This window comes from Gilliamella sp. Occ3-1 (genome assembly GCF_001690655.1).
In the GTDB taxonomy this organism is placed as follows: Bacteria; Pseudomonadota; Gammaproteobacteria; order Enterobacterales; family Orbaceae; genus Gilliamella; species Gilliamella apicola_P.
Genome location: NZ_LZHQ01000028.1, coordinates 81,409 through 101,858 on the forward strand (window position 1 = coordinate 81,409; position 20,450 = coordinate 101,858).

General features: G+C 34.0%; 14 protein-coding genes. 9 read left to right on the top strand and 5 right to left on the bottom strand.

Annotation, left to right across the window (positions count from 1 at the left end; all coding sequences use genetic code 11):
* Window positions 1-67: 67 nt before the first annotated feature.
* Both A9G43_RS08625 and eco read right to left on the bottom strand, forming a co-directional pair.
* Window positions 68-1,177: an extracellular solute-binding protein gene (locus A9G43_RS08625; RefSeq protein ID WP_065608325.1), complete on the bottom strand. Its 1,110-nt coding sequence runs from the start codon at window positions 1,175-1,177 to the stop codon at window positions 68-70.
* A 339-nt stretch (window positions 1,178-1,516) separates the two neighbouring features.
* Entirely contained in the window at window positions 1,517-2,011 is a 495-nt protein-coding gene (eco, locus tag A9G43_RS08630) for a serine protease inhibitor ecotin (protein ID WP_065608327.1), read from the bottom strand.
* Between the two features lie 101 nt (window positions 2,012-2,112).
* Here eco and ydiK point away from each other — a divergent pair, with 101 nt between their 5' ends.
* Entirely contained in the window at window positions 2,113-3,165 is a 1,053-nt protein-coding gene (ydiK, locus tag A9G43_RS08635; RefSeq protein WP_065608329.1) for an AI-2E family transporter YdiK, read from the top strand.
* A 186-nt stretch (window positions 3,166-3,351) separates the two neighbouring features.
* Complete coding sequence (pssA, locus tag A9G43_RS08640; RefSeq protein ID WP_065608331.1) at window positions 3,352-4,707, top strand: CDP-diacylglycerol--serine O-phosphatidyltransferase; 1,356 nt, start codon at window positions 3,352-3,354, stop codon at window positions 4,705-4,707.
* Window positions 4,708-5,266: 559 nt separating this feature from the next.
* Here pssA and guaB read toward each other — a convergent pair.
* The 3 genes from guaB to ubiG form a co-directional block, all read right to left on the bottom strand.
* Window positions 5,267-6,733 (bottom strand): IMP dehydrogenase, encoded by a 1,467-nt coding sequence (gene guaB / locus A9G43_RS08645; RefSeq protein WP_065608333.1) that lies wholly within the window; start codon window positions 6,731-6,733, stop codon window positions 5,267-5,269.
* Between the two features lie 216 nt (window positions 6,734-6,949).
* Window positions 6,950-8,272: a gluconate transporter gene (gntT, locus tag A9G43_RS08650; protein WP_065608335.1), complete on the bottom strand. Its 1,323-nt coding sequence runs from the start codon at window positions 8,270-8,272 to the stop codon at window positions 6,950-6,952.
* A 112-nt stretch (window positions 8,273-8,384) separates the two neighbouring features.
* Window positions 8,385-9,095 (bottom strand): bifunctional 2-polyprenyl-6-hydroxyphenol methylase/3-demethylubiquinol 3-O-methyltransferase UbiG, encoded by a 711-nt coding sequence (gene ubiG, locus A9G43_RS08655; RefSeq protein ID WP_065608337.1) that lies wholly within the window; start codon window positions 9,093-9,095, stop codon window positions 8,385-8,387.
* 531 nt (window positions 9,096-9,626) lie between these two features.
* On the opposite strand from ubiG, the gene A9G43_RS08660 reads away from it, so the two are divergent.
* The 7 genes from A9G43_RS08660 (at window position 9,627) to A9G43_RS08690 (ending at window position 20,439) form a co-directional block, all read left to right on the top strand.
* Window positions 9,627-10,988: a sodium-dependent transporter gene (locus tag A9G43_RS08660; RefSeq protein WP_218058652.1), complete on the top strand. Its 1,362-nt coding sequence runs from the start codon at window positions 9,627-9,629 to the stop codon at window positions 10,986-10,988.
* Between the two features lie 163 nt (window positions 10,989-11,151).
* Window positions 11,152-12,159, top strand: coding sequence for an NYN domain-containing protein (locus tag A9G43_RS08665; protein ID WP_065608338.1), 1,008 nt, complete (start codon window positions 11,152-11,154; stop codon window positions 12,157-12,159).
* A gap of 326 nt (window positions 12,160-12,485) precedes the next feature.
* Window positions 12,486-14,360, top strand: coding sequence for a molecular chaperone HtpG (gene htpG, locus A9G43_RS08670; RefSeq protein ID WP_065608340.1), 1,875 nt, complete (start codon window positions 12,486-12,488; stop codon window positions 14,358-14,360).
* Between the two features lie 173 nt (window positions 14,361-14,533).
* On the top strand, window positions 14,534-15,379 hold the full coding sequence (licT, locus tag A9G43_RS08675) for a BglG family transcription antiterminator LicT (protein WP_065608342.1): 846 nt from the start codon (window positions 14,534-14,536) through the stop codon (window positions 15,377-15,379).
* 188 nt (window positions 15,380-15,567) lie between these two features.
* Entirely contained in the window at window positions 15,568-17,448 is a 1,881-nt protein-coding gene (locus A9G43_RS08680) for a beta-glucoside-specific PTS transporter subunit IIABC (protein WP_065608344.1), read from the top strand.
* A 3-nt stretch (window positions 17,449-17,451) separates the two neighbouring features.
* Window positions 17,452-18,846 (top strand): glycoside hydrolase family 1 protein, encoded by a 1,395-nt coding sequence (locus A9G43_RS08685; protein ID WP_065608345.1) that lies wholly within the window; start codon window positions 17,452-17,454, stop codon window positions 18,844-18,846.
* 264 nt (window positions 18,847-19,110) lie between these two features.
* Window positions 19,111-20,439 carry a hypothetical protein gene (locus A9G43_RS08690; protein ID WP_065608347.1) on the top strand — a complete coding sequence of 443 codons (1,329 nt, stop codon included), beginning with the start codon at window positions 19,111-19,113 and terminating at the stop codon, window positions 20,437-20,439.
* The last annotated feature ends 11 nt before the right edge of the window (window positions 20,440-20,450 follow it).

Below are 20,450 nucleotides of genomic sequence, written 5' to 3' on the forward strand. Positions count from 1 at the left end.
GAGACGGAAAGACTCATAGCCTCTCCGTCTTGGATTATTAGTTAAGACTCGATATACAAAATATCGCTTATCTACCTGTTTTGAGCTTAGTCCACGTGCGGGTAATTACACGCTCAAGTTTTGGATCTTTAACTTTTAAAGTGAATAAATTTTTCATCACTTCTGGTTTTGGATAAACTGCTGGATCATTTTTCACTTCTGGTTTTACAAAATTTTCATTAGCAACCTGATTAGCGCTAGCAAAGTTAACATCGTTAGTAACTTGCGCTGCAATTTCTGGTTTCATAACAAAGTTTAAAAACTCATGAGCTTCATCTGGATTTGCTGAATCTTTTGGAATAGCAAAGGTATCAAAAAAGACTAAAGCGCCTTCTTTTGGTATTTGATAACCAATATGCACACCGTTATTAGCTTCGTTAGCTCTATCTCGTGATTGTAAAATATCGCCAGACCAACCCAAAATCACACAAATATCACCATTAGCTAGATCGGTAATATATTGTGAAGAGTGAAAGTAACGAATATTTGGACGAACTTTTTCTAACAACTCATAGGCAGCACCAGTATAATCCTTGGCATCTGTACTATTTGGATCTTTACCTAAATATTGAAGAGCACTAGCAAAAATTTCGGTAGGCGCATCTAAAAATGCCACACCACAATCTTTTAGTTTTTCCATATTTTCTGGTTTAAACACTAAATCCCAGCTATCAACTGGTGCATTATCACCTAAACGCTCTTTAACTTTATCAATGTTATAACCGATACCTGTTGTCATCCATACATAAGGGATAGCATATTTATTATCAGGATCATGCGTTGCCATTAATTTCATTAGATTAGGATCTAAGTTTTTCCAATTAGGCAATTTACTTTTATCTAATGGAAGATAGATATCAGATTTGATTTGTCTAGCTAAAAAGCTATCTGAAGGCGAAACCACATCAAAGCCAGAATGACCCGCCATTAATTTACCTTCAAGAGCTTCGTTAGAATCATAAACATCATAAACCAGTTTAATACCAGTCGATTTTTCAAAATCCGAAATCGTATTAGAACCAATTTGCCCTGCCCAATTGTAAAAATGTACGACACGATCTTTAGCAATAGCAGATTGAGATAACGCTAGTGAAACACCAGCCACGATTGAAATAATTTTTTTACGTTGAGTAAACATGCTCACCACTTCTCCTCTAGTTGTAGGGATATTACATGTTAGACACAAGCCCATTGCAAAGACACAACGGACCCCCAAATTTTACTATCGACATTGTTAACAATAACCAAAATTATCAAAATAACAACCGTCTAGCGAAACCGAGATAATCAGGCAATCACGAGTCATTAATAAAACAAATGAACTAGTAGAGCTAACCTTGCATTACGAGGGATAAAATACCTTTTTTTTTAAAGATGTCCACTTAAAAAATCAAATATTGAAAGTTTAAAGATTGAGTGGTTGTATTTTAACCACTCAGAAAATAAAGAACAGCCAATTAACAATCAAATAACAAAATTATTCAGCACTTGCTTGCATAATTTTAGCATTTGGTTGCCACACACGATATTTAACTTGCAAATCGTTCGGGACATAAAAGACTAAAGGTAATTGGCTGTTATAGCTAAACAAACCTAAATTATGGTTGATTGTCACAAATTGATTTTTATTAGTACCTTCAGGACAAGCCATTAATGTTGAAATATTACCAATAGTTTTTTCAACTACGTAATAAGAGTATCCCCAACCTTTGAGCTCTTCTTGTTTAACAAAACCACCTATATTTTGCAAATTACAGTCAACATTCATTTCTTTACCAATGATCACCTCAACTTTCGCATTATTTTCATCTGCAATAGTTGGTAAATGAATAGCATAACGCGTAAAGCCGACTTGAGCAGCTGGGAATGGTGCTATATCATTGATATTTTGTACAACAGGTTGCTTTTTTGGTGAATTTGCACATGCTGTTAATGCTACACCTAATAATGTTAATAACAATAATTTTTTCATTTTTAATCTCCATTAACTAATTAATCATAAACACCATCATATTAATTTTCAGCGATAATGCGTATAATAACGCTAACTAGATTAATAAATATGGTGTAAAAATGCCAGCAGAAAAAAACACTACCGATTTACTCAAATTGATTTTAAACCTGTTAATTATTGGTTTACTAATCATTATTACCTATCGTGTTGTTGAAGTTTTTTTATTTGGATTTTTCTGGGCTGTTATGGTGGTGATTGCTACTTGGCCATTAATGATAAAAATCCAACAAAAACTGTTTAACAAACGCTGGCTATCACTACTGGTAATGGCACTAATATTGGCCTTTGTTTGCATTATACCTTTCATATTAATTATTAGCTCGGTAGCACAAAATGGTCATCATCTTATTGAATGGGCAAAAACACTATCTCATCAAAAACTACCAACACTTGATTGGCTTGAAAGAGTACCGGCCTTTGGTCTTGAACTACATCAAAAATGGTTAAATTTAATACAAACTGATGGTTCTGATTTAGTTTCAAGCATACAACCTTATATTGGTACCATGATAGGTTGGCTACTTGAGCAAGCTACCAATATTGGTATATTCATCTTTCATGCAGGTGTAATGATTATTTTTAGTCTATTACTCTTTTTAAATGGCGAAAGTATCACCAAATACATTTACCTACTAGCTAACAGATTATCAAAACAATATGGCCAAATCACCGTCACATTAGCAGGGCAATCCATTCGAGCTGTAGCACTTGGTGTTGTGGTTACCGCAATCACCTTAGCCTTAATTGGTGGGTTAAGTTTTATAATAACGGACATGCCTTTACCGGGAGTACTAACACTAATCTTATTTATTTGCTGTGTTGCACAAATTGGTCCCGTGGTTGTAATGCTGGGATGCATCTTCTGGCAATTTTGGGCAGGTAACACCATTGCTGGTATCGTATTAATTGTTGTGGCAATTATCTTAACCACCTTAGATAGCGTAATGCGGGCTTACTTAATAAAAAAAGGTGCCAATTTACCATTTTTACTTATATTATTTGGTGTGATTGGCGGTTTGCTTGGCTTTGGTATAATGGGATTATTTATTGGTCCAGTCGTACTAGCTTTAACTTACAAAATAATTCAAACATGGGTTGATGAACAATCATAAACAATTTATTATCACTCAGTAGGAAGCATAAGAGCATAAAAAAGTTGCTAAAGACATTACTCGACTTAAAGCAACTCAGCTACAATGCATACAAATTAAAAGGAGTGTTATTTTACTGGCTTAACTTATCTTACATTTGAAAACAATTTTTTAATGTAACTTAACAGTTATAATGACAAATAAATCATGCGAATACCATTTATAAAATACAATCACCAAAAACACCTTGACGAATTAGATAAAATTCAGCAAGATGCCGAGCAATATCATATCTGCTATAACCCCAAAGCATATCGACTGGCTTTAATTGAAAATATCAAAAAAGCCCAGCACCGAATCTATATAGTTACACTCTATCTAGAGCAAGATGAAGCAGGTCAAGAAATTCTTAACGAACTGTACCAAATCAAACAGCAACATCCTGATTTAGATATTAAAATATTTGTTGATTGGCACCGTGCACAGCGTGGAAGAATTGGTGAGGACAAAGCCCATACCAATGCTAATTATTATTACCAACTAAAACAGCAATATCCTGATATTGACATTCCCATATATGGTGTACCAGTTAATCGCCGTGAAGTATTAGGCGTGCTGCATCTAAAAGGTTTTATTATTGATAATACTGTCATTTACAGTGGGGCTAGCATTAATAATGTCTACCTACACAAACGTGATAAATATCGTTACGACCGTTATCACTTTATTACCAATCCGTTATTAGCCGACAGCATGGTGCAGTTTATTCACGATCACTTTTTACCATACCAAGCGTTGCAACTACTTAATATTGGCACTCATAAAACTAGAAAACAAATCAAATCTGAAATAAAGGTGTTACGCCAACATTTAATGGATGCCAATTATCAATATAATGCCAATACCGACAACCAAACATTATCGGTTGCACCAATAATGGGGCTTGGTCGCAATAACACATTAAATAAAATCATCCATAACCTAATCAACGTAACCGAACGAAAAATCACCTTTTGCACGCCTTACTTTAATTTGCCAAGCATTTTAGTGCGCGATATCATTCGCTTGCTTCGTAAAGGTCGCCAAGTTGAACTGATTATTGGTGATAAAGAAGCCAACGACTTTTATATTCCACCAGACCAACCTTTTAACATATCAGGTGGATTACCCTACTTATACGAAATCAATTTAAGAAGCTTTATTGAGCGCCTACAATCTTTTATTGACAAAGAGCAACTCATCATACGCCTGTGGAAGGATGGAGGGCAAACCTATCATCTTAAAGGTATCTGGGTGGACAATAATTGGGTACTTATAACAGGTAACAACCTAAATCCACGCGCTTGGCGACTTGATCTGGAAAATGGCATATTAATACATGATCCAAAGCAAGAATTAAGCCATAAATTTAACCAAGAACTTGACACTATTCGTCAAAAAACCACATTGGTCACACATTTTCAACAAATCCAAGCGAGCCAATTTTATCCGAGCCAAGTTCATAAATTAATAAAACGAATTAGCCGCATAAAAGTGGATAGAATTATTAAGCGGTTGCTATAAAAGTTTTCAACTAGACTTTTGCTGAAAAGCTTTGATACTTTTTAGGTGACATTTTCCCTGATAAATAAAGCCCTCCAGAAATGCTTATGTTTCGTGGGCTAACGTTCTTCCTTGTCAACACATTCTGACATAAGATTAATAATTATATTAACCTTTTTAGATTATAAAAATCATCATTTAACGTATTGTTTCTTATTTAACTTTACAAATAAGGGCAAATCATTATAGAGTCTTTAGGTTTCAAACATCATGATCTCTTGATGAAATGAATAACAGTAGTGACAAAACCTGATTTAGCGAGTTCATTTCCCTCTATTAACTTACTCACACATTAGCTATAGAATATAACCTTCAGTTGCCTTCCTCTGTTACTCGTGTCATCCATGTTTGATGCACTAATCAACTCCCTTTGTCGACATATTGTAAGCGCTAGGATAAGGCACCTCAAAACAAACCATCATAAAATCAAACTGAATCATAACAATTTGATTTAAATAAAAATAAAAAAATAAATATTTCAATTAAATTCAAGAAAGAGGAAAATTCCTCCTCTCTCTTTTTATGCTCCAGCTCTGTAATTAGGTGACTCTTTGGTGATAAGTACATCATGCACATGGCTTTCTTTCATTCCAGCACCAGTAATGCGATAGAATTTGGATTTAGTTTTTAATTCATCAATTGTTGCACAACCAGTTAATCCCATGCAAGATCTTAATCCACCCATTTGCTGATGAACAATTTCTTTCAAAGGACCTTTATAAGCAATACGTCCTTCTATACCTTCTGGAACAAGTTTATCTGCAGCATTGTCAGTTTGGAAGTAACGGTCAGAAGATCCTTTTGTCATCGCGCCAAGCGAACCCATTCCGCGATATGATTTATATGCTCTGCCTTGGAATAGTTCTATCTCACCTGGCGCTTCTTCAGTACCTGCAAACATTGATCCAACCATCACACAAGATGCACCTGCTGCAATAGCTTTAGCAATATCACCTGAATATCGAATTCCACCATCAGCAATAACTGGAATATTGTATTTTTGTGCAATTTCGACAGCATCCATTATGGCGCTAATTTGCGGTACGCCAACACCAGTTACAATACGTGTAGTGCAAATTGAACCAGGTCCAATACCTACTTTAACAGCACTAACACCTGCGTCAATTAAGGCTTTAGCACCTTCAGCTGTGGCGACATTACCGCCAATAATTTGTAAATTTGGATAGGAATTTCTTGCTTGGCGAATACGTTCAAGCACACCTTCTGAATGGCCGTGTGATGAGTCAATCAATAATACATCTACACCAGCTTCTACTAATGCTGCAATGCGTTCTTCATTACCTGCCGCTGCACCAACGGCGGCTCCAACAAGCAGACGACCTTGCTCGTCTTTACATGCATTGGGTTTTTGTTCGGCTTTGTTATAATCTTTGACCGTGATCATACCCTTTAGGTGGAATCGACCATCAACAACAAGGACTTTTTCAATCCTGTATTCGTGCATTTTTTGAAGAACGATTTCACGTTGTTCACCTTCATTTACAGTAACTAAGCGTTCTTTTGGTGTCATCACAGCAGTAACAGGTAAAGAGAGATCCGTTGCAAATCGTACATCGCGTGCAGTGATAATGCCAACTAGTTCTTGAGTTTCAGTCACAACCGGAAAACCAGCAAAGCCATATTCTTTAGCTAGTTCGATAACTTGTTGTATAGTCGCAGTTGGTAAGACTGATACAGGATCTTGCACTATGCCACTTTCATGTTTTTTAACACGTTTTACATGATTGGCTTGATTTCCAATTGACATATTTTTATGAATAAAACCAATACCACCTTCTTGAGCTAGTGCAATAGCTAAATCTGATTCAGTTACAGTATCCATTGCGGCAGAAAGCATTGGAATATTGAGCTTGATGGTTTGAGTTAGTTGAGTACTGATATCAGCCGTGTTAGGTAATACAGTTGAGTGTGCTGGAACTAATAACACGTCGTCAAACGTGAGAGCTTCTTTCACTATACGGGACATGACAATATTCACCATTGAGTTAAATTGTTGATAAAATATTGCCTAGGTATTCTACTTACTTTTAACTTAAAAGGCTAGGAGAATTTTATTCTATATTGAAATAAAAAAATAAATAAACATGAAAATACAAAGAAACTAAATATAAATGAAAATATATTGCTCCCCCTCACCAATTAAATAAAACTGATGAGGAAAAAATATACTCTTGATGTTTTATTAAATAAACATATTAATAGCTAAGCATCCTACTAACCCACATACGGAAATTATGGTTTCTAATAGTGACCAAGATTTCATGGTTTCAGAAATGCTTAAATTGAAATATTCTTTAAATAACCAAAATCCAGGATCATTTACGTGCGAAAATACAACACTTCCGGCACCTGTTGCAATAACCATTAATTCAGGACTTACCCCTGTTGAAGCAATTAGAGGGAACACAATGCCACCAGCTGTCAACGCGGCAACGGTGGCAGAACCAAGCGCTAATCGAAGTAATGCAGCAATAAACCAAGCCATTAAAATAGGTGAAATATTCGATGAATGCATCATTTGTTCAATGTAAACTTTTACACCACTATCAACAAGCACTTGTTTAAATGCTCCGCCACCACCAATAATTAATAACATCATGGCAATAATCTTGATTGAATCAACTAAAGTAGCATTAACTTCTGCCATGGAGCGTCCACGTAAAAGCCCAAATGTAAATACCGCAACTAATACAGAAATCAAAGTTGCAATGACTGGATCGCCTAGAAATTCTATATAAGGTAGCACTGCATGTCCTTTATCTAAAGTCATATCGCAAACCGCACGAACTGACATTAAAATAACTGGAATTAAAGCAGTAAAAACACTGACGGTAAAACTTGGCATTTGCTCATCAGTAAATTTTTTAGAATTATATAAACCTTCTTCAATTGGATGATTAATTACGCGAATAAATGGTAATCCTGCTAATACTGGGCCTGCTAAAATTACCGTTGGGATACCGATGATAGTACCATAGAGTAAGGTACGCCCCATATCTGCTTTAAAAATTTCTGCAATAGCTGTAGGACCAGGATGTGGAGGTAAAAAGCCATGCGTCACAGATAAAGCCGCAGCCATAGGAATACCAATATATAGTGGCGATATACGTAACGTTGCGGCAATAGTTAATACTAATGGTAATAAAAGAACAAAGCCAACTTCATAGAAAAGTGCAAAACCAACAATAAAACCAGTAAGTGTAACCGCCCATTGGATTTTCTTGTCACCAAATGTTTCAATTAGTGTTGTTGCTATACGTTGAGCCCCACCACAATCGGCCAATAGTTTTCCTAACATTGCCCCAAAGCCCATAATTAAAGCTAAACTACCAAGTGTACCACCTACTCCATTTTTTATGGATTTCACCACATCCATAACAGGCATACCTTCCATTACACCAACACTTAATGCAACTAGAATTAGAGCAATAAAACCATTGACTCGAAGCGGTAACATTAAAATAAGTAGCAGTGCTACGCCAATAGCAATTATTAATAACGGCATAAATAAATCCTTTAAAATAAAATGGCCCGTGTTATCGGTAACGCGCGAAATTATAGAGAATTTTAAAAAAAATACAGGAAAAAATATCTAAAATGAGAATTTGATCACATTTTTAAAGCAAATCTGATTTTCGTGCCATTAATATATAATTTATATCCACATTTGAACTTAATTTGAATTGATTTTTAAATAAAAGATATTCCATACCAATAATATCCTCTACCTCTAATTTTGCTTGCTCAACAAGTGCCATTAGCTCTGATGGGCGGATAAATCGATTAAAATCGTGTGTACCTTTAGGTACCAAATGAGCAATATATTCTGCACCATAAATCAATAATAATTTGGCTTTATGATTTCGGTTAATAGTTGATAAAAATAGTTTACCTTTTGGTTTAAGTAATTTGGCGCATGCTTGTATGATTGAAAACGGCTCAGGTACATGTTCTAATAATTCCATACAAGTAATGACATCATACTTGGCAGGGTGTTGTTGGGCATGATCTTCAACTGTTTGTTTTTGATAATCGATCGATAGATCATTTTGCGAGGCATGTAATTTGGCAACGGTTAGCGATTGCTCGGCAAGATCAATAGCTGTAACTTTAGCGCCTAATTTTGCTAGACTTTCAGACAATATTCCACCTCCACAACCGACATCAAGCACCAGTTTGTCGGTTAGTGATCCGCATTTTTGTTTTATATAATCCATACGCAATGGATTGATGATGTGTAACGGTTTACATTTACCATTTGGGTTCCACCAATCGGCAGCAAGTTGTGAAAATTTGTTGATTTCGTTTTGGTCGATGTTTTGCGACATAGTGGCTCTTTAATATCAATAAAATCTAAAAATTAACTATATGCTATGTGCTTGTGATTATCAATAAATCAGCCTAATTAATCTTGTTTATTTAAAATAATAACAGATTAAACACTATTGTTTATTATATAATTTATCCTACAAAATATGATTGCGCCTATTAATGAAGCTGTGAGAAGGAATCGTTCTTAAATATGTTTATTTAGTTCAAAACATATCATTATTGTTTAACAAATATAATTGACATTCCTTTAGGTATGGCGCTTTTATTATTTTTTATTGCAGATTTTAACTTTTTAACTGTTTTGAAGATGTTTAATATGGTATAGTAATTACTATAATCACCTTAAAAATAAATATTATACATTCCCATCACTACTCGCTAAATTTTTATACAGATATAACTAATAATTTGCATAATATCTTGTTTATAGAAGTCTTTCATGGCATGATTGAAAAATTCACTTATAAAAGACATACTTTTTTCACAACGCTAATTAAACTATTTTGAGAATAAAGGAAACAATATTAATGAGTACGGGTACTATGAAAAAAAGTCACTCACAGTGGAGTTCGCGCATGGGATTTATGCTTGCCGCAGCTGGCTCTGCTGTTGGATTAGGCAACATTTGGAAATTCCCCTATATGGCAGGTGAAATGGGGGGCTCTGCATTTGTGCTTACCTATTTAATATTTATGTTTATTATTGGCTTGCCAATTTTAGTTTTAGAATGGTTAATTGGTCGTCGCGGGCAAAAAAATCCAATTCATACAATGGAAGATGTCGCTGTTTCAGAAGGCCGTTCAAGATCTTGGCGCTGGGTCGGTATTATTGGCGTAATAGGTTCTTTTTTAATTCTATCATTTTATAGTGTTATTGGGGGTTGGGCGACCGATTACATTGTTTTGGCTACTCAAGGTTCTTTCGAAGGTGCTAATGGCGAAGCTACTGGTCAACTTTTTACCCATTTCCTTGGCGAGGTTAACAGTCTACTAACTTGGCACACCATATTTATGTTTGCTACAGCATTTATTGTTGCTCTTGGTGTTGGTGCTGGTTTAGAACGCGGTTGTAAATTGATGATGCCTGGGCTAGGTGTATTATTACTTGTTTTAGTTGGTTATGCTGCTTATGTTAGCGGTCCATCTTTTTATGATGCTTTTAAATTCTTGTTCACCCCTAATTGGTCTGCAATTAACGGTACAGCAGTATTGGCGGCATTGGGACATGCATTCTTTAGTCTATCTTTAGGTATGGGAATTATGATGGCATATGGTTCTTATCTGGGTTCAGATGTGAACTTACTATCAACTGCACGTACTGTAGTTATTTTAGATGTAATTGTAGCAATGCTATCTGGTATGGCGATTTTCCCACTGGTATTTGCTAACGGTTTACAACCTGGTGAAGGTCCAGGACTTATTTTTGTCACCTTACCGATTGCTTTTGGTAATATGGCTGGCGGCACTGTTTTAGGTGTTTTATTCTTTATTTTTCTTACTTTTGCTGCATTAACTTCTTCTATTTCATTACTTGAACCAACAGTTGAATTGTTAGAAGAAAAAACACCATTGGGTAGAAAATCAGCAACAATTTTAAGTAGTTTAGTTATTTGGGCATTAGGTATCGCATGTATTTTATCATTTAATGAATGGGCTGAAGTGAAACTATTTGGTAAAAATATATTTGATTTGCTTGATTACTTAACTAGTAAAATAATGTTACCTGTTACAGGTTTAGGCACTGTGATATTTGGTGCTTGGATGATGAACCAAAAACGTATCCGTGAAGAATTAAATCTAAGTGATTTTTGGTTTAGTGTTTGGACGGTATTAACTCGTTATATTGTTCCTGTTGCGGTAATCATCATTTTGGTTTATGGATTTTTATAAAACCTAAAGTTAATTTTTAATCCAAATAAAAGCCTTGAGTTATCAAGGCTTTTTTGTTTAAATAAAAAACGATTAGCTTAGAATAAAAGCTATGTGTACTACAATTACATCCATAACAATAACTAGAATATATGCATAAATTTTGTAGGGGGAAATAACTGAAATGAGTAAATTGAACCAAAAATTGGCTGTTCTTATTGATGCGGACAACATATCTTATAGTTTCATATCACTACTACTTGATGAAATTGCTAAATATGGAGTAATTAGTGTCAAACGCATATATGGTGATTGGAGTTCACCTCGATTAAATAATTGGAGAGAACAATTATTAGCTCACGCAATTACACCCGTTCAACAATTTGCTTATACAAAAGGTAAAAATGCTACGGATATGGCTATGGTAATTGATGCCATGGATTTATTATATAGCAATCATTTTAATATCTTTTGTATTATCTCTAGTGATAGTGATTTTACTCGTCTTGCTTCTCGAATAAGAGAAAATGGTATCGCCGTTTATGGTTTTGGTACTGATAAAACCCCCGAATCATTAATAAAAGCATGTGATAAATTTATTTATCTTGATATCCTAACAAAAATTGAAAAAAACGCAACAGTAGCGATATCTGGGCGTAAAACTGCTGATGAATTAAAGAAAGATGAAAAATTAATTAATTTTATTAAAAAAGCCATAAAAGAGAAAGAGGATGAACAAGGGTGGTCACAGCTAGGGGAAGTTGGTCAGTATATGAATAATATTAAATCTGATTTTGACTCTAGAAGTTATGGCTACGCCAAATTATCAGGTTTAATAAAAGCACTTGATGATATATTTGAACTCAGATCAGATGTTTCTACAGCAAAAGTTAGAATTATTTCTAAAGAAAAACACTTTCCTGCTCCCCAAAATACCAATTCCAATAAATTAAAACAAAAAACGGAATTAATTAATCTTATTAAAAAAGCTATTGAAAAAAGAAAAGATAATCTTGGTTGGGCAACACTAGGACTAATTGGTACCCATATTAAAGATACCAAACCTGATTTTAATGTTAAAGATTATGGTCATGCTAAGCTAATAAATTTAATAAAAGCCATTGATATCTTTGAATTTAAATTAGACAAAAATACAGCAAAAGTCAGAGTATGCCCAAAAACAGAAAAATAATCTTTTATAAATAAAATTTAACAGATTAAATCTTGTGCAGGATTTATCTCTATTTGGTATCCTACAAAGTTATGTTTATATATATACATATAACAGTTAAAAAATGTAATCATATTAATTTCATTAATATTCTCCCTTGAAATTCCATTTTTTATTCCCATATAACAATTCATCAATTATTAAACTATTAAACAACTTGTGTCCAAATAGTGTTAAAAATAATTTTATAAAGCAGTACATTAAAAAAATAGAAGGTTAAAATCTATATTGCTGATATTTATTTTTATATTATTAGGGCTAATTAATTTTATGTGAGGAACTCATCGATGAGCAAAATTGGTACTGAAACTCGTGGATTTCAATCCGAAGTTAAACAAATTCTACATTTAATGATTCACTCTTTATACTCAAATAAAGAGATTTTTTTAAGAGAACTTATTTCAAACGCATCCGATGCAGCCGACAAACTTCGATTTAAAGCGTTAGAAAATCCAGATCTATATGCTGGCGATGGTGAACTTGGTGTGCGTATTTCGACCAATAAAGAGGCAGGCACTTTGACTATTGCCGATAATGGTATTGGTATGACTCGTGATGAAGTGATTGAAAACTTAGGTACTATTGCTAAATCAGGTACCAAAGCATTTTTAGAGTCTATTGGTAGCGATCAAGCCAAAGATAGCCAACTAATTGGTCAGTTTGGTGTAGGTTTTTATTCTGCTTTTATCGTTGCCGATAAAGTCACAGTTAGAACGCGCGCAGCCGTCGCAAAAGCCGACGAAGCAGTTATGTGGGAGTCAACAGGTGAAGGTGAATATACCATATCTGACGATAATAAAGAAACTCGTGGTACAGAAATTACTTTACACTTAAAAGAAGATGAAAAAGAGTTTTTAGACGATTGGCGTTTACGCTCTATTATCAGCAAATATTCTGATCACATTTCACTGCCGGTTGAAGTGCAAACTACTGATGAAGAAAGCAAAGAAGTCAAATGGGAAAAAGTTAACAAAGCACAAGCTCTTTGGACTCGTAGTAAATCAGAAGTGACTGACGAAGAATACAAAGAATTTTATAAACATCTATCACATGATTTTGCCGATCCATTAAGTTGGAGTCATAACCGTGTTGAAGGTAAACAAGAATATACTAGCTTACTTTATATTCCAGCAAAAGCGCCTTGGGATATGTGGAATCGTGATAATAAACACGGCTTAAAACTGTATGTACAACGTGTATTTATTATGGATGATGCTGAACAATTTATGCCTAACTATTTACGTTTTGTAAAAGGCTTAATTGATTCAAATGATTTGCCATTAAATGTCTCGCGCGAAATTTTGCAAGATAACAAAATCACCCAAAACTTACGTAATGCATGTACTAAGCGTGTGTTACAAATGCTTGAAAAACTTGCTAAAGACGATAAAGAACAGTATCAACAGTTCTGGAATGAGTTTGGTTTAGTATTAAAAGAAGGTACTGGTGAAGACTTTGCCAACCGTGAAGCAATTGCTAAATTACTTCGTTTTACGTCAACTAACACTGATAGCGATGCGCAAACTGTTTCGTTAGATGATTACTTTAGTCGTATGCAAGAAGGTCAAGAAAAGATCTACTATATTACTGCTGATAGCTATGGTGCCGCTAAATATAGCCCTCATCTTGAGATATTCCGTAAAAAAGGCATTGAAGTATTATTGTTGTCCGATCGTATTGATGAATGGATGATGAGTAACTTAACTGAATTTGATGGCAAACAGTTCCAATCTATCAGTAAATCAGACGAATCAATCGAAAAACTAGCCGATCAAGATAGTGAACAGCAAAAGCAAGTTGAAAAAGAACTTGAGCCATTTATTGAACGTGTTAAAACTGTATTAGGCGATAAAGTGAAAGAAGTAAAATTAACGCATCGCTTAACTGATACACCTGCGATTGTTACCACAGCCGCCGACGAAATGAGCACACAAATGGCTAAATTGTTTGCAGCAGCAGGTCAAAAAGCACCAGAAATCAAATACACGTTTGAAATCAACCCAGATCATAAGCTGGTTAAAAGTATTGCTGATACGCAAGATGAAAGCGCATTTAATGATTGGGTAGAACTACTACTAGATCAGGCTTTACTTGCTGAAAAAGGATCACTTAGCGATCCAAGTAAATTTATTCAAACCATGAATAAATTATTAGCACAATAATAAAATAATAGACTAACCAGCCTCGATACATTAACCCTATCGGGGCTTTTTTTATAGTAAAAGAAAAACAATATTTTTTAAAATATGATGTTTATCACATTTCTCTATATTTTTGCTTCCGATTTTTCTATTGCTATTCATAATAAATAAACAGCTATAATTAATCATATTCAATGAAAGTTTATAAAATATTAAACAACAATGTTATTGTTACACTTGATGCTAAAGGTAATGAATTAATTGTCACCGGCCGTGGAATTGGATTTAAAAAACGTGAAGGTGACTTAATTGATACAAGTCTTATTGAAAAGCAGTTTTCACTCGATAATAAAGAAACATACCCTAAATTTGAAGAATTACTTTCAAAAATTCCTTTTGAGGTATTGACCACATCTGAAATTATTATTAATCATACAAAACAATGCATAGATGGCAAATTACAAGACAGCATTTATATTTCGCTGACCGACCATATCCATTTTGCCATTGAACGCCATAAACAAGGTTTTGATATTCCTAATGGATTTCTATGGGAAATCAAAAAGTTTTACCCTAAAGAATTTCAAATCGGTTTGTATGCATTATCAATAATAAAAGAACGATTATCTGTTGAATTACCTGAAGACGAAGCTGGTTTTATTACTTTTCATATTATCAATGCGCAATTAAATGACACAATGCCCAATATTGTTAATATGACTAAAATCATGCGCGAAATTCTTAATATAGTGAAATATCACTTTAACTTTGAATATGACGAAAATTGCCTATCTTATCAACGTTTTGTTACTCATTTGAAATTCTTTGCTCACCGTATTTTAATAAGCCACAGCAAGCAAACACAACAAGATAATTCTTTGTATGAACTAGTACGACAAAAATACAAACTAGCCTATCTTTGTACTAAACAGATAGATTTACATTTAATACAACAATATCAACATCCACTTTCTGATGATGAAAGTCTCTATTTGACTATTCATATTGAACGATTACGAACTGAACTGAAAAATCAATAATGTGATATAACTCACATTTTAATCATTATATTTAAATAAACTATATTCATTATTCTTAAATCATGCTAATTTTATTAAATCATTTTTGGATTGTTATTGCATAGAAAAGCAGTTAGCTATGCGAGCAAAACCTAAATTCCTTAAATTAAAGGGATTTAGGTTTTTTTTTGCATTGAAAAGGATAAGGTATGAAAAACAAACAGCTTGCCGAATCAATTATTCAACATGTTGGGGGTAAGGACAATGTTATCAGCTTAGTGCATTGTGCTACTCGTTTAAGATTTGTATTAAAGGATGATAACAAAGCCGATGCAGAAACATTAAAAAAGCTAGCCGGTGTGATTACTGTTGTACAAAGTGGAGGACAATTTCAGGTTGTTATTGGTAATAATGTTGCTGATGTATATAGTGACATTATGCAACTGACAAATCTTAATGAAAATAATCAACCAGCCTCGCAATCAGGCAAAAAATCGGGGATTTTCTCTAAATTGATTGATCTGGTTTCGGGCATTTTTATTCCAGCACTTGCTATACTTGTTGCTGGCGGGATTTTAAAAGGTATAATCTCGTTGTTACAAGTAATCAATGTTATTATCCCTGAAACACCTACTTATAATTTCCTATTTGCCATTGCTGATGCACCTTTTTATTACCTACCTATTATTTTAGGATTTTCTGCTGTTAAAAAATTTGGCGGTAACCCCTATGTAGGCATGGCAATTGGCGGTGCATTAGTTCACCCTAATATTGTCGGTATGATGAGAGGCGCATTAGAATTACAAACTGAATTCTTTTCAATCCCAATTAGTCTAATCCCTTATGCATCATCGGTATTTCCAATTATTTTAGCGAGTTGGGTATATTCTATATTTGAACGAGCTTTTAATAAAATATTGCATGATTCATTTAAAAAATTTATCTCGCCATTACTCAGCATATTAATTACCGTACCGTTAACTTTTGCGGTTATTGGCCCAGTTGTGTCAATGTTAAGTGACCTTATTGCCTCTGGAATTATCTTCATCTATCAATTAAACCCTGTAATTGCTTCAATGATTTTAGCCGCTAGCTGGCAAATCATGGTGATATTTGGGGTTCATTGGGGATTAGTACCATTTTCAATGAATAACTTGGCTCTTTATCATGAAGACTTTATGTTACCTATTTTATTACCAGCTGTTTTTGCACAAACAGGAGCTGCATTGGCGGTAATGTTACGTTCTAAAGATAAACAATTTAAAGCATTAGCAAGTTCATCTGTATTATCAGGGATTTTTGGTGTGACAGAACCCGCAATCTATGGCGTGAATTTACCATTAAAAAAACCATTTGTTATTGGTTGTTTGTCTGCCGCAATTGGTGGGGCTATTGTTGGTTATCATCACACTGTCACTTATTCGTTTGGTATGGTTAGTATATTTTCATTTTTACAATTAATTCCAATTGAAGGGGTTGATGCAAGATTTTATGCGGTTGTTATTGCTACAATTATTTCCTTTACAATTGCAACAATCGTTACTTACTTCTTTGGTATATATAAAGATAAATCTCAAACGAATGAAATTGATAATTCATCTTCTAACAACATCGATACTGAAAATAAAACCACGATTTATAGCCCAATGTCAGGCAAAGTCAATCCATTAAGTGAGGTAAAAGATCCAACATTTGCCAGTGAATTAATGGGTAAAGGTATTGCAATCATTCCAACTGTTGGTCAAGCTGTTGCACCTGATGATGGTGAAGTTGTGTCATTATTTCGAACTAAACACGCAATTGGCTTTCAAACCGAATCTGGAGCTGAAATATTAATTCATATCGGTATTGATACCGTTAAATTAGATGGTCAACATTTTGAGGCTCACGTAGAAGCTGGTAGCAAAGTAAAAAAAGGTGATTTGCTAGTCAGTTTTGATATAGAGGCAATTAAGCAAGCTGGTTTTGAAGTTACCACACCAATTATCATTACTAATAGTGATAGTTATCAAGATATACAATGTATCTTTGAACAAGATAATATTCAAAGTGGAGAGGCTTTATTAGCGTTATCCCAAAATAAGGAGTAAAACATGTCAACAAAATTTCCTAATGATTTTCTTTGGGGCGGTGCCATTGCCGCTAATCAAGTTGAAGGGGCTTACCGTGAAGGTGGCAAAGGTTTATCTACATCAGATTGTACGCCAAATGGTTTATTTGGTGACATCATCAATCGCAATGAAACTGATATTGCGAGTATTAAAGACAAAGCTATCGATTTTTATCATCGCTATCCTGAAGATATTGCTCTATTTGCTGAAATGGGTTTCACTTGTCTACGCACATCAATTGCTTGGACACGCATATTTCCTAATGGCGATGAAGAACAACCAAATGAAGTTGGTTTAGCCTTTTATGATAAATTATTTGATAAAATGGCAAAACACAACATAAAACCACTAGTCACTTTATCACATTATGAAATGCCCTATTATCTTGTTACTCAATATGGTGGATGGGAAAATCGTAAAGTCATTGAATTTTTCACTCATTACGCTAAAACTGTTTTTGAACGCTATAAAAATAAGGTTAAATATTGGCTTACCTTCAATGAAATCAACATGTCATTACATGAACCTTTCACCGGTGTTGGTTTGGACAGAAATAGCACCAAACAGCAAATCTACCAAGCAATCCATCATCAATTAGTTGCTAGCAGTCGAGCGGTTAAACTCTGTCATCAAATCATTCCAGATGCAAAAATTGGTAACATGTTATTAGGTGCTGTGGCTTACCCTCTTACACCAAAACCTGAAGATGTTTGGGAAACTCATCAAGAAAATCATGGTTGGTTATTTTTTGGGGATGTTCAGGTGCGTGGTTATTACCCAACCTATATGAATCGCTTCTTTAAAGAAAATCATATTAAGCTTGATATTACTGAACAAGATAAACAAGATCTAAAAGAAACAGTCGATTTTGTTTCATTTAGTTATTACATGAGTTGCTGTGCAACAAATGATGATTCACAAAAAACCAAAGGTAATATTTTAGATATGGTGCCTAACCCTTATCTTAAAGCTTCCGAGTGGGGATGGCAGATCGATCCAATTGGGATTCGTTATCTTCTTAATTTACTTTATGAGCGTTATCAAAAACCGTTATTTATTGTCGAAAATGGCTTAGGTGCTAAAGATAAATTAGAAGTAGACAATACAATTAATGATGATTATCGGATTAATTATATGAATGATCATTTAGTACAAATCAGAGAAGCCATTAACGATGGTGTTGAAGTCATGGGATACACCAGTTGGGGACCAATAGATCTTATCAGTGCATCTAAAGCCGAAGTCACTAAACGCTATGGATTTATTTATGTAGATCTAAATCAAGATGGCACAGGCACATTAAATCGTTATAAAAAGAAAAGTTTCTACTGGTATCAATCCGTGATTTCATCACAAGGTAAAAATTTGAAAGCATAAAATAATCTGGGAGGATTGATGCTACTTATCCCCCTATTATTTTTTAATAAACATGTAACAAGGTAAATAACTAATCGAATAGAGATATAAATTATTTAAATTAATCATATTACTATAAAAACATATATACATAAAAATAAAACAAAACTTTAAATTATTAGATTGTTACTGCTTTTTGGCAGGCAAAACCTAAATATTAATTAGAGAGTTATCTCTGATTTGGTATTTAGGTTTTTAATATAAAAACGATTAGGAAAAAGAACAATGAAAATAAAATATCTCACAACAATGCTATTAGGGATATCAAGTTATTCTATTCTAGCAAATGCAACAACCCAAAACTCAATCCTCGATGATACATTTTTTAAAGACACCAAATTTATATTTTCTACCCGAAACCATTGGAAATATTTAAAAGAAAATGCATCCCAACCTAAAGAGGTACACAGCGCTTGGGGGCAAGCATTTAGTTTTGATTATAAATCAGGTTACTTATTTGACATGATTGGTTTTGATGTCACCTATGATAACATAATAAGATTAGGCGCTAGTGATTACTTTGCGACCCGTAACCTACTTTATAACGATGGTAAAGGCTATAACAAACATAACGCTCACGGATTTAATAAATTTACCCAACGTTATGCCAAAATAAAATTAGGTAATGATGACATTAACTTTAATGGTAAAGCAGGATGGCATAGCTTGAAAGATTTAGGCGTCATAAGTTCAACCAAACATCTTACTCGCAATAGCTATCTTGGTTATAGCGGAATTCTAAAATATGATAACGTTTATTTTTCATTAGCTTATATTGATAGCACCCTACCCCGAGAATCTGCTAAAAAATTGCGTTTTTTAACGGCAGATCGTAAAAAAGTCATTAATAATATTTCAACAGCTGAGATCGCTTATAAAGATAAAGATCTCACTTTAGATTATTCTTATGGTGTTGCTAAAGATTATTTAAGACGCCATGTAATTGAATTGTCTTATAAACCAATACAAAAATTAATCTTAGGTGGACAATTCTACGGAAGTTATGCTCTTGACAATTATGATGCCATGAAACAAAACAAAAAGGAGTTTGAAGATCACGCATGGCACTATGCAACCGATGTCGAATGGAAAGAAGAAGACTGGAGTATTAAAGTCGGTTTAGCTTATACAGATGCTAACAAACATAACGCTATCGGATATTATAATCGACATTTGGGTAAAAATACTCGTGCTCGTTTTAACGGTCTTGCCGCTGCTGGCGCAGATTATTTGCGTGATGGTGAACTGGTACTAACAACAGTAATGAGTTATGATTTTGTTAAAGATAATAGTACAGGCTTATATATGAATTATGGCCAATTTAACTACAAACATAATACATTAAAAAATGGCGAAATTAACGTTTTTGATATATGGAAACCAACTAGTAGCGCTTTTAGAAATTTTTCTATTTTATCGAAGGTTGGATATGGTTGGTCTTATAAAACAGTCAGTGCTTCGGATCTAACACCAAAACTTAGACACGGAAAATACCAACGTTCACCTTCACTTTCGGCGGAAACGGTAATTGATTACCGATTTAATTTATTATAAAGAGGACAAAA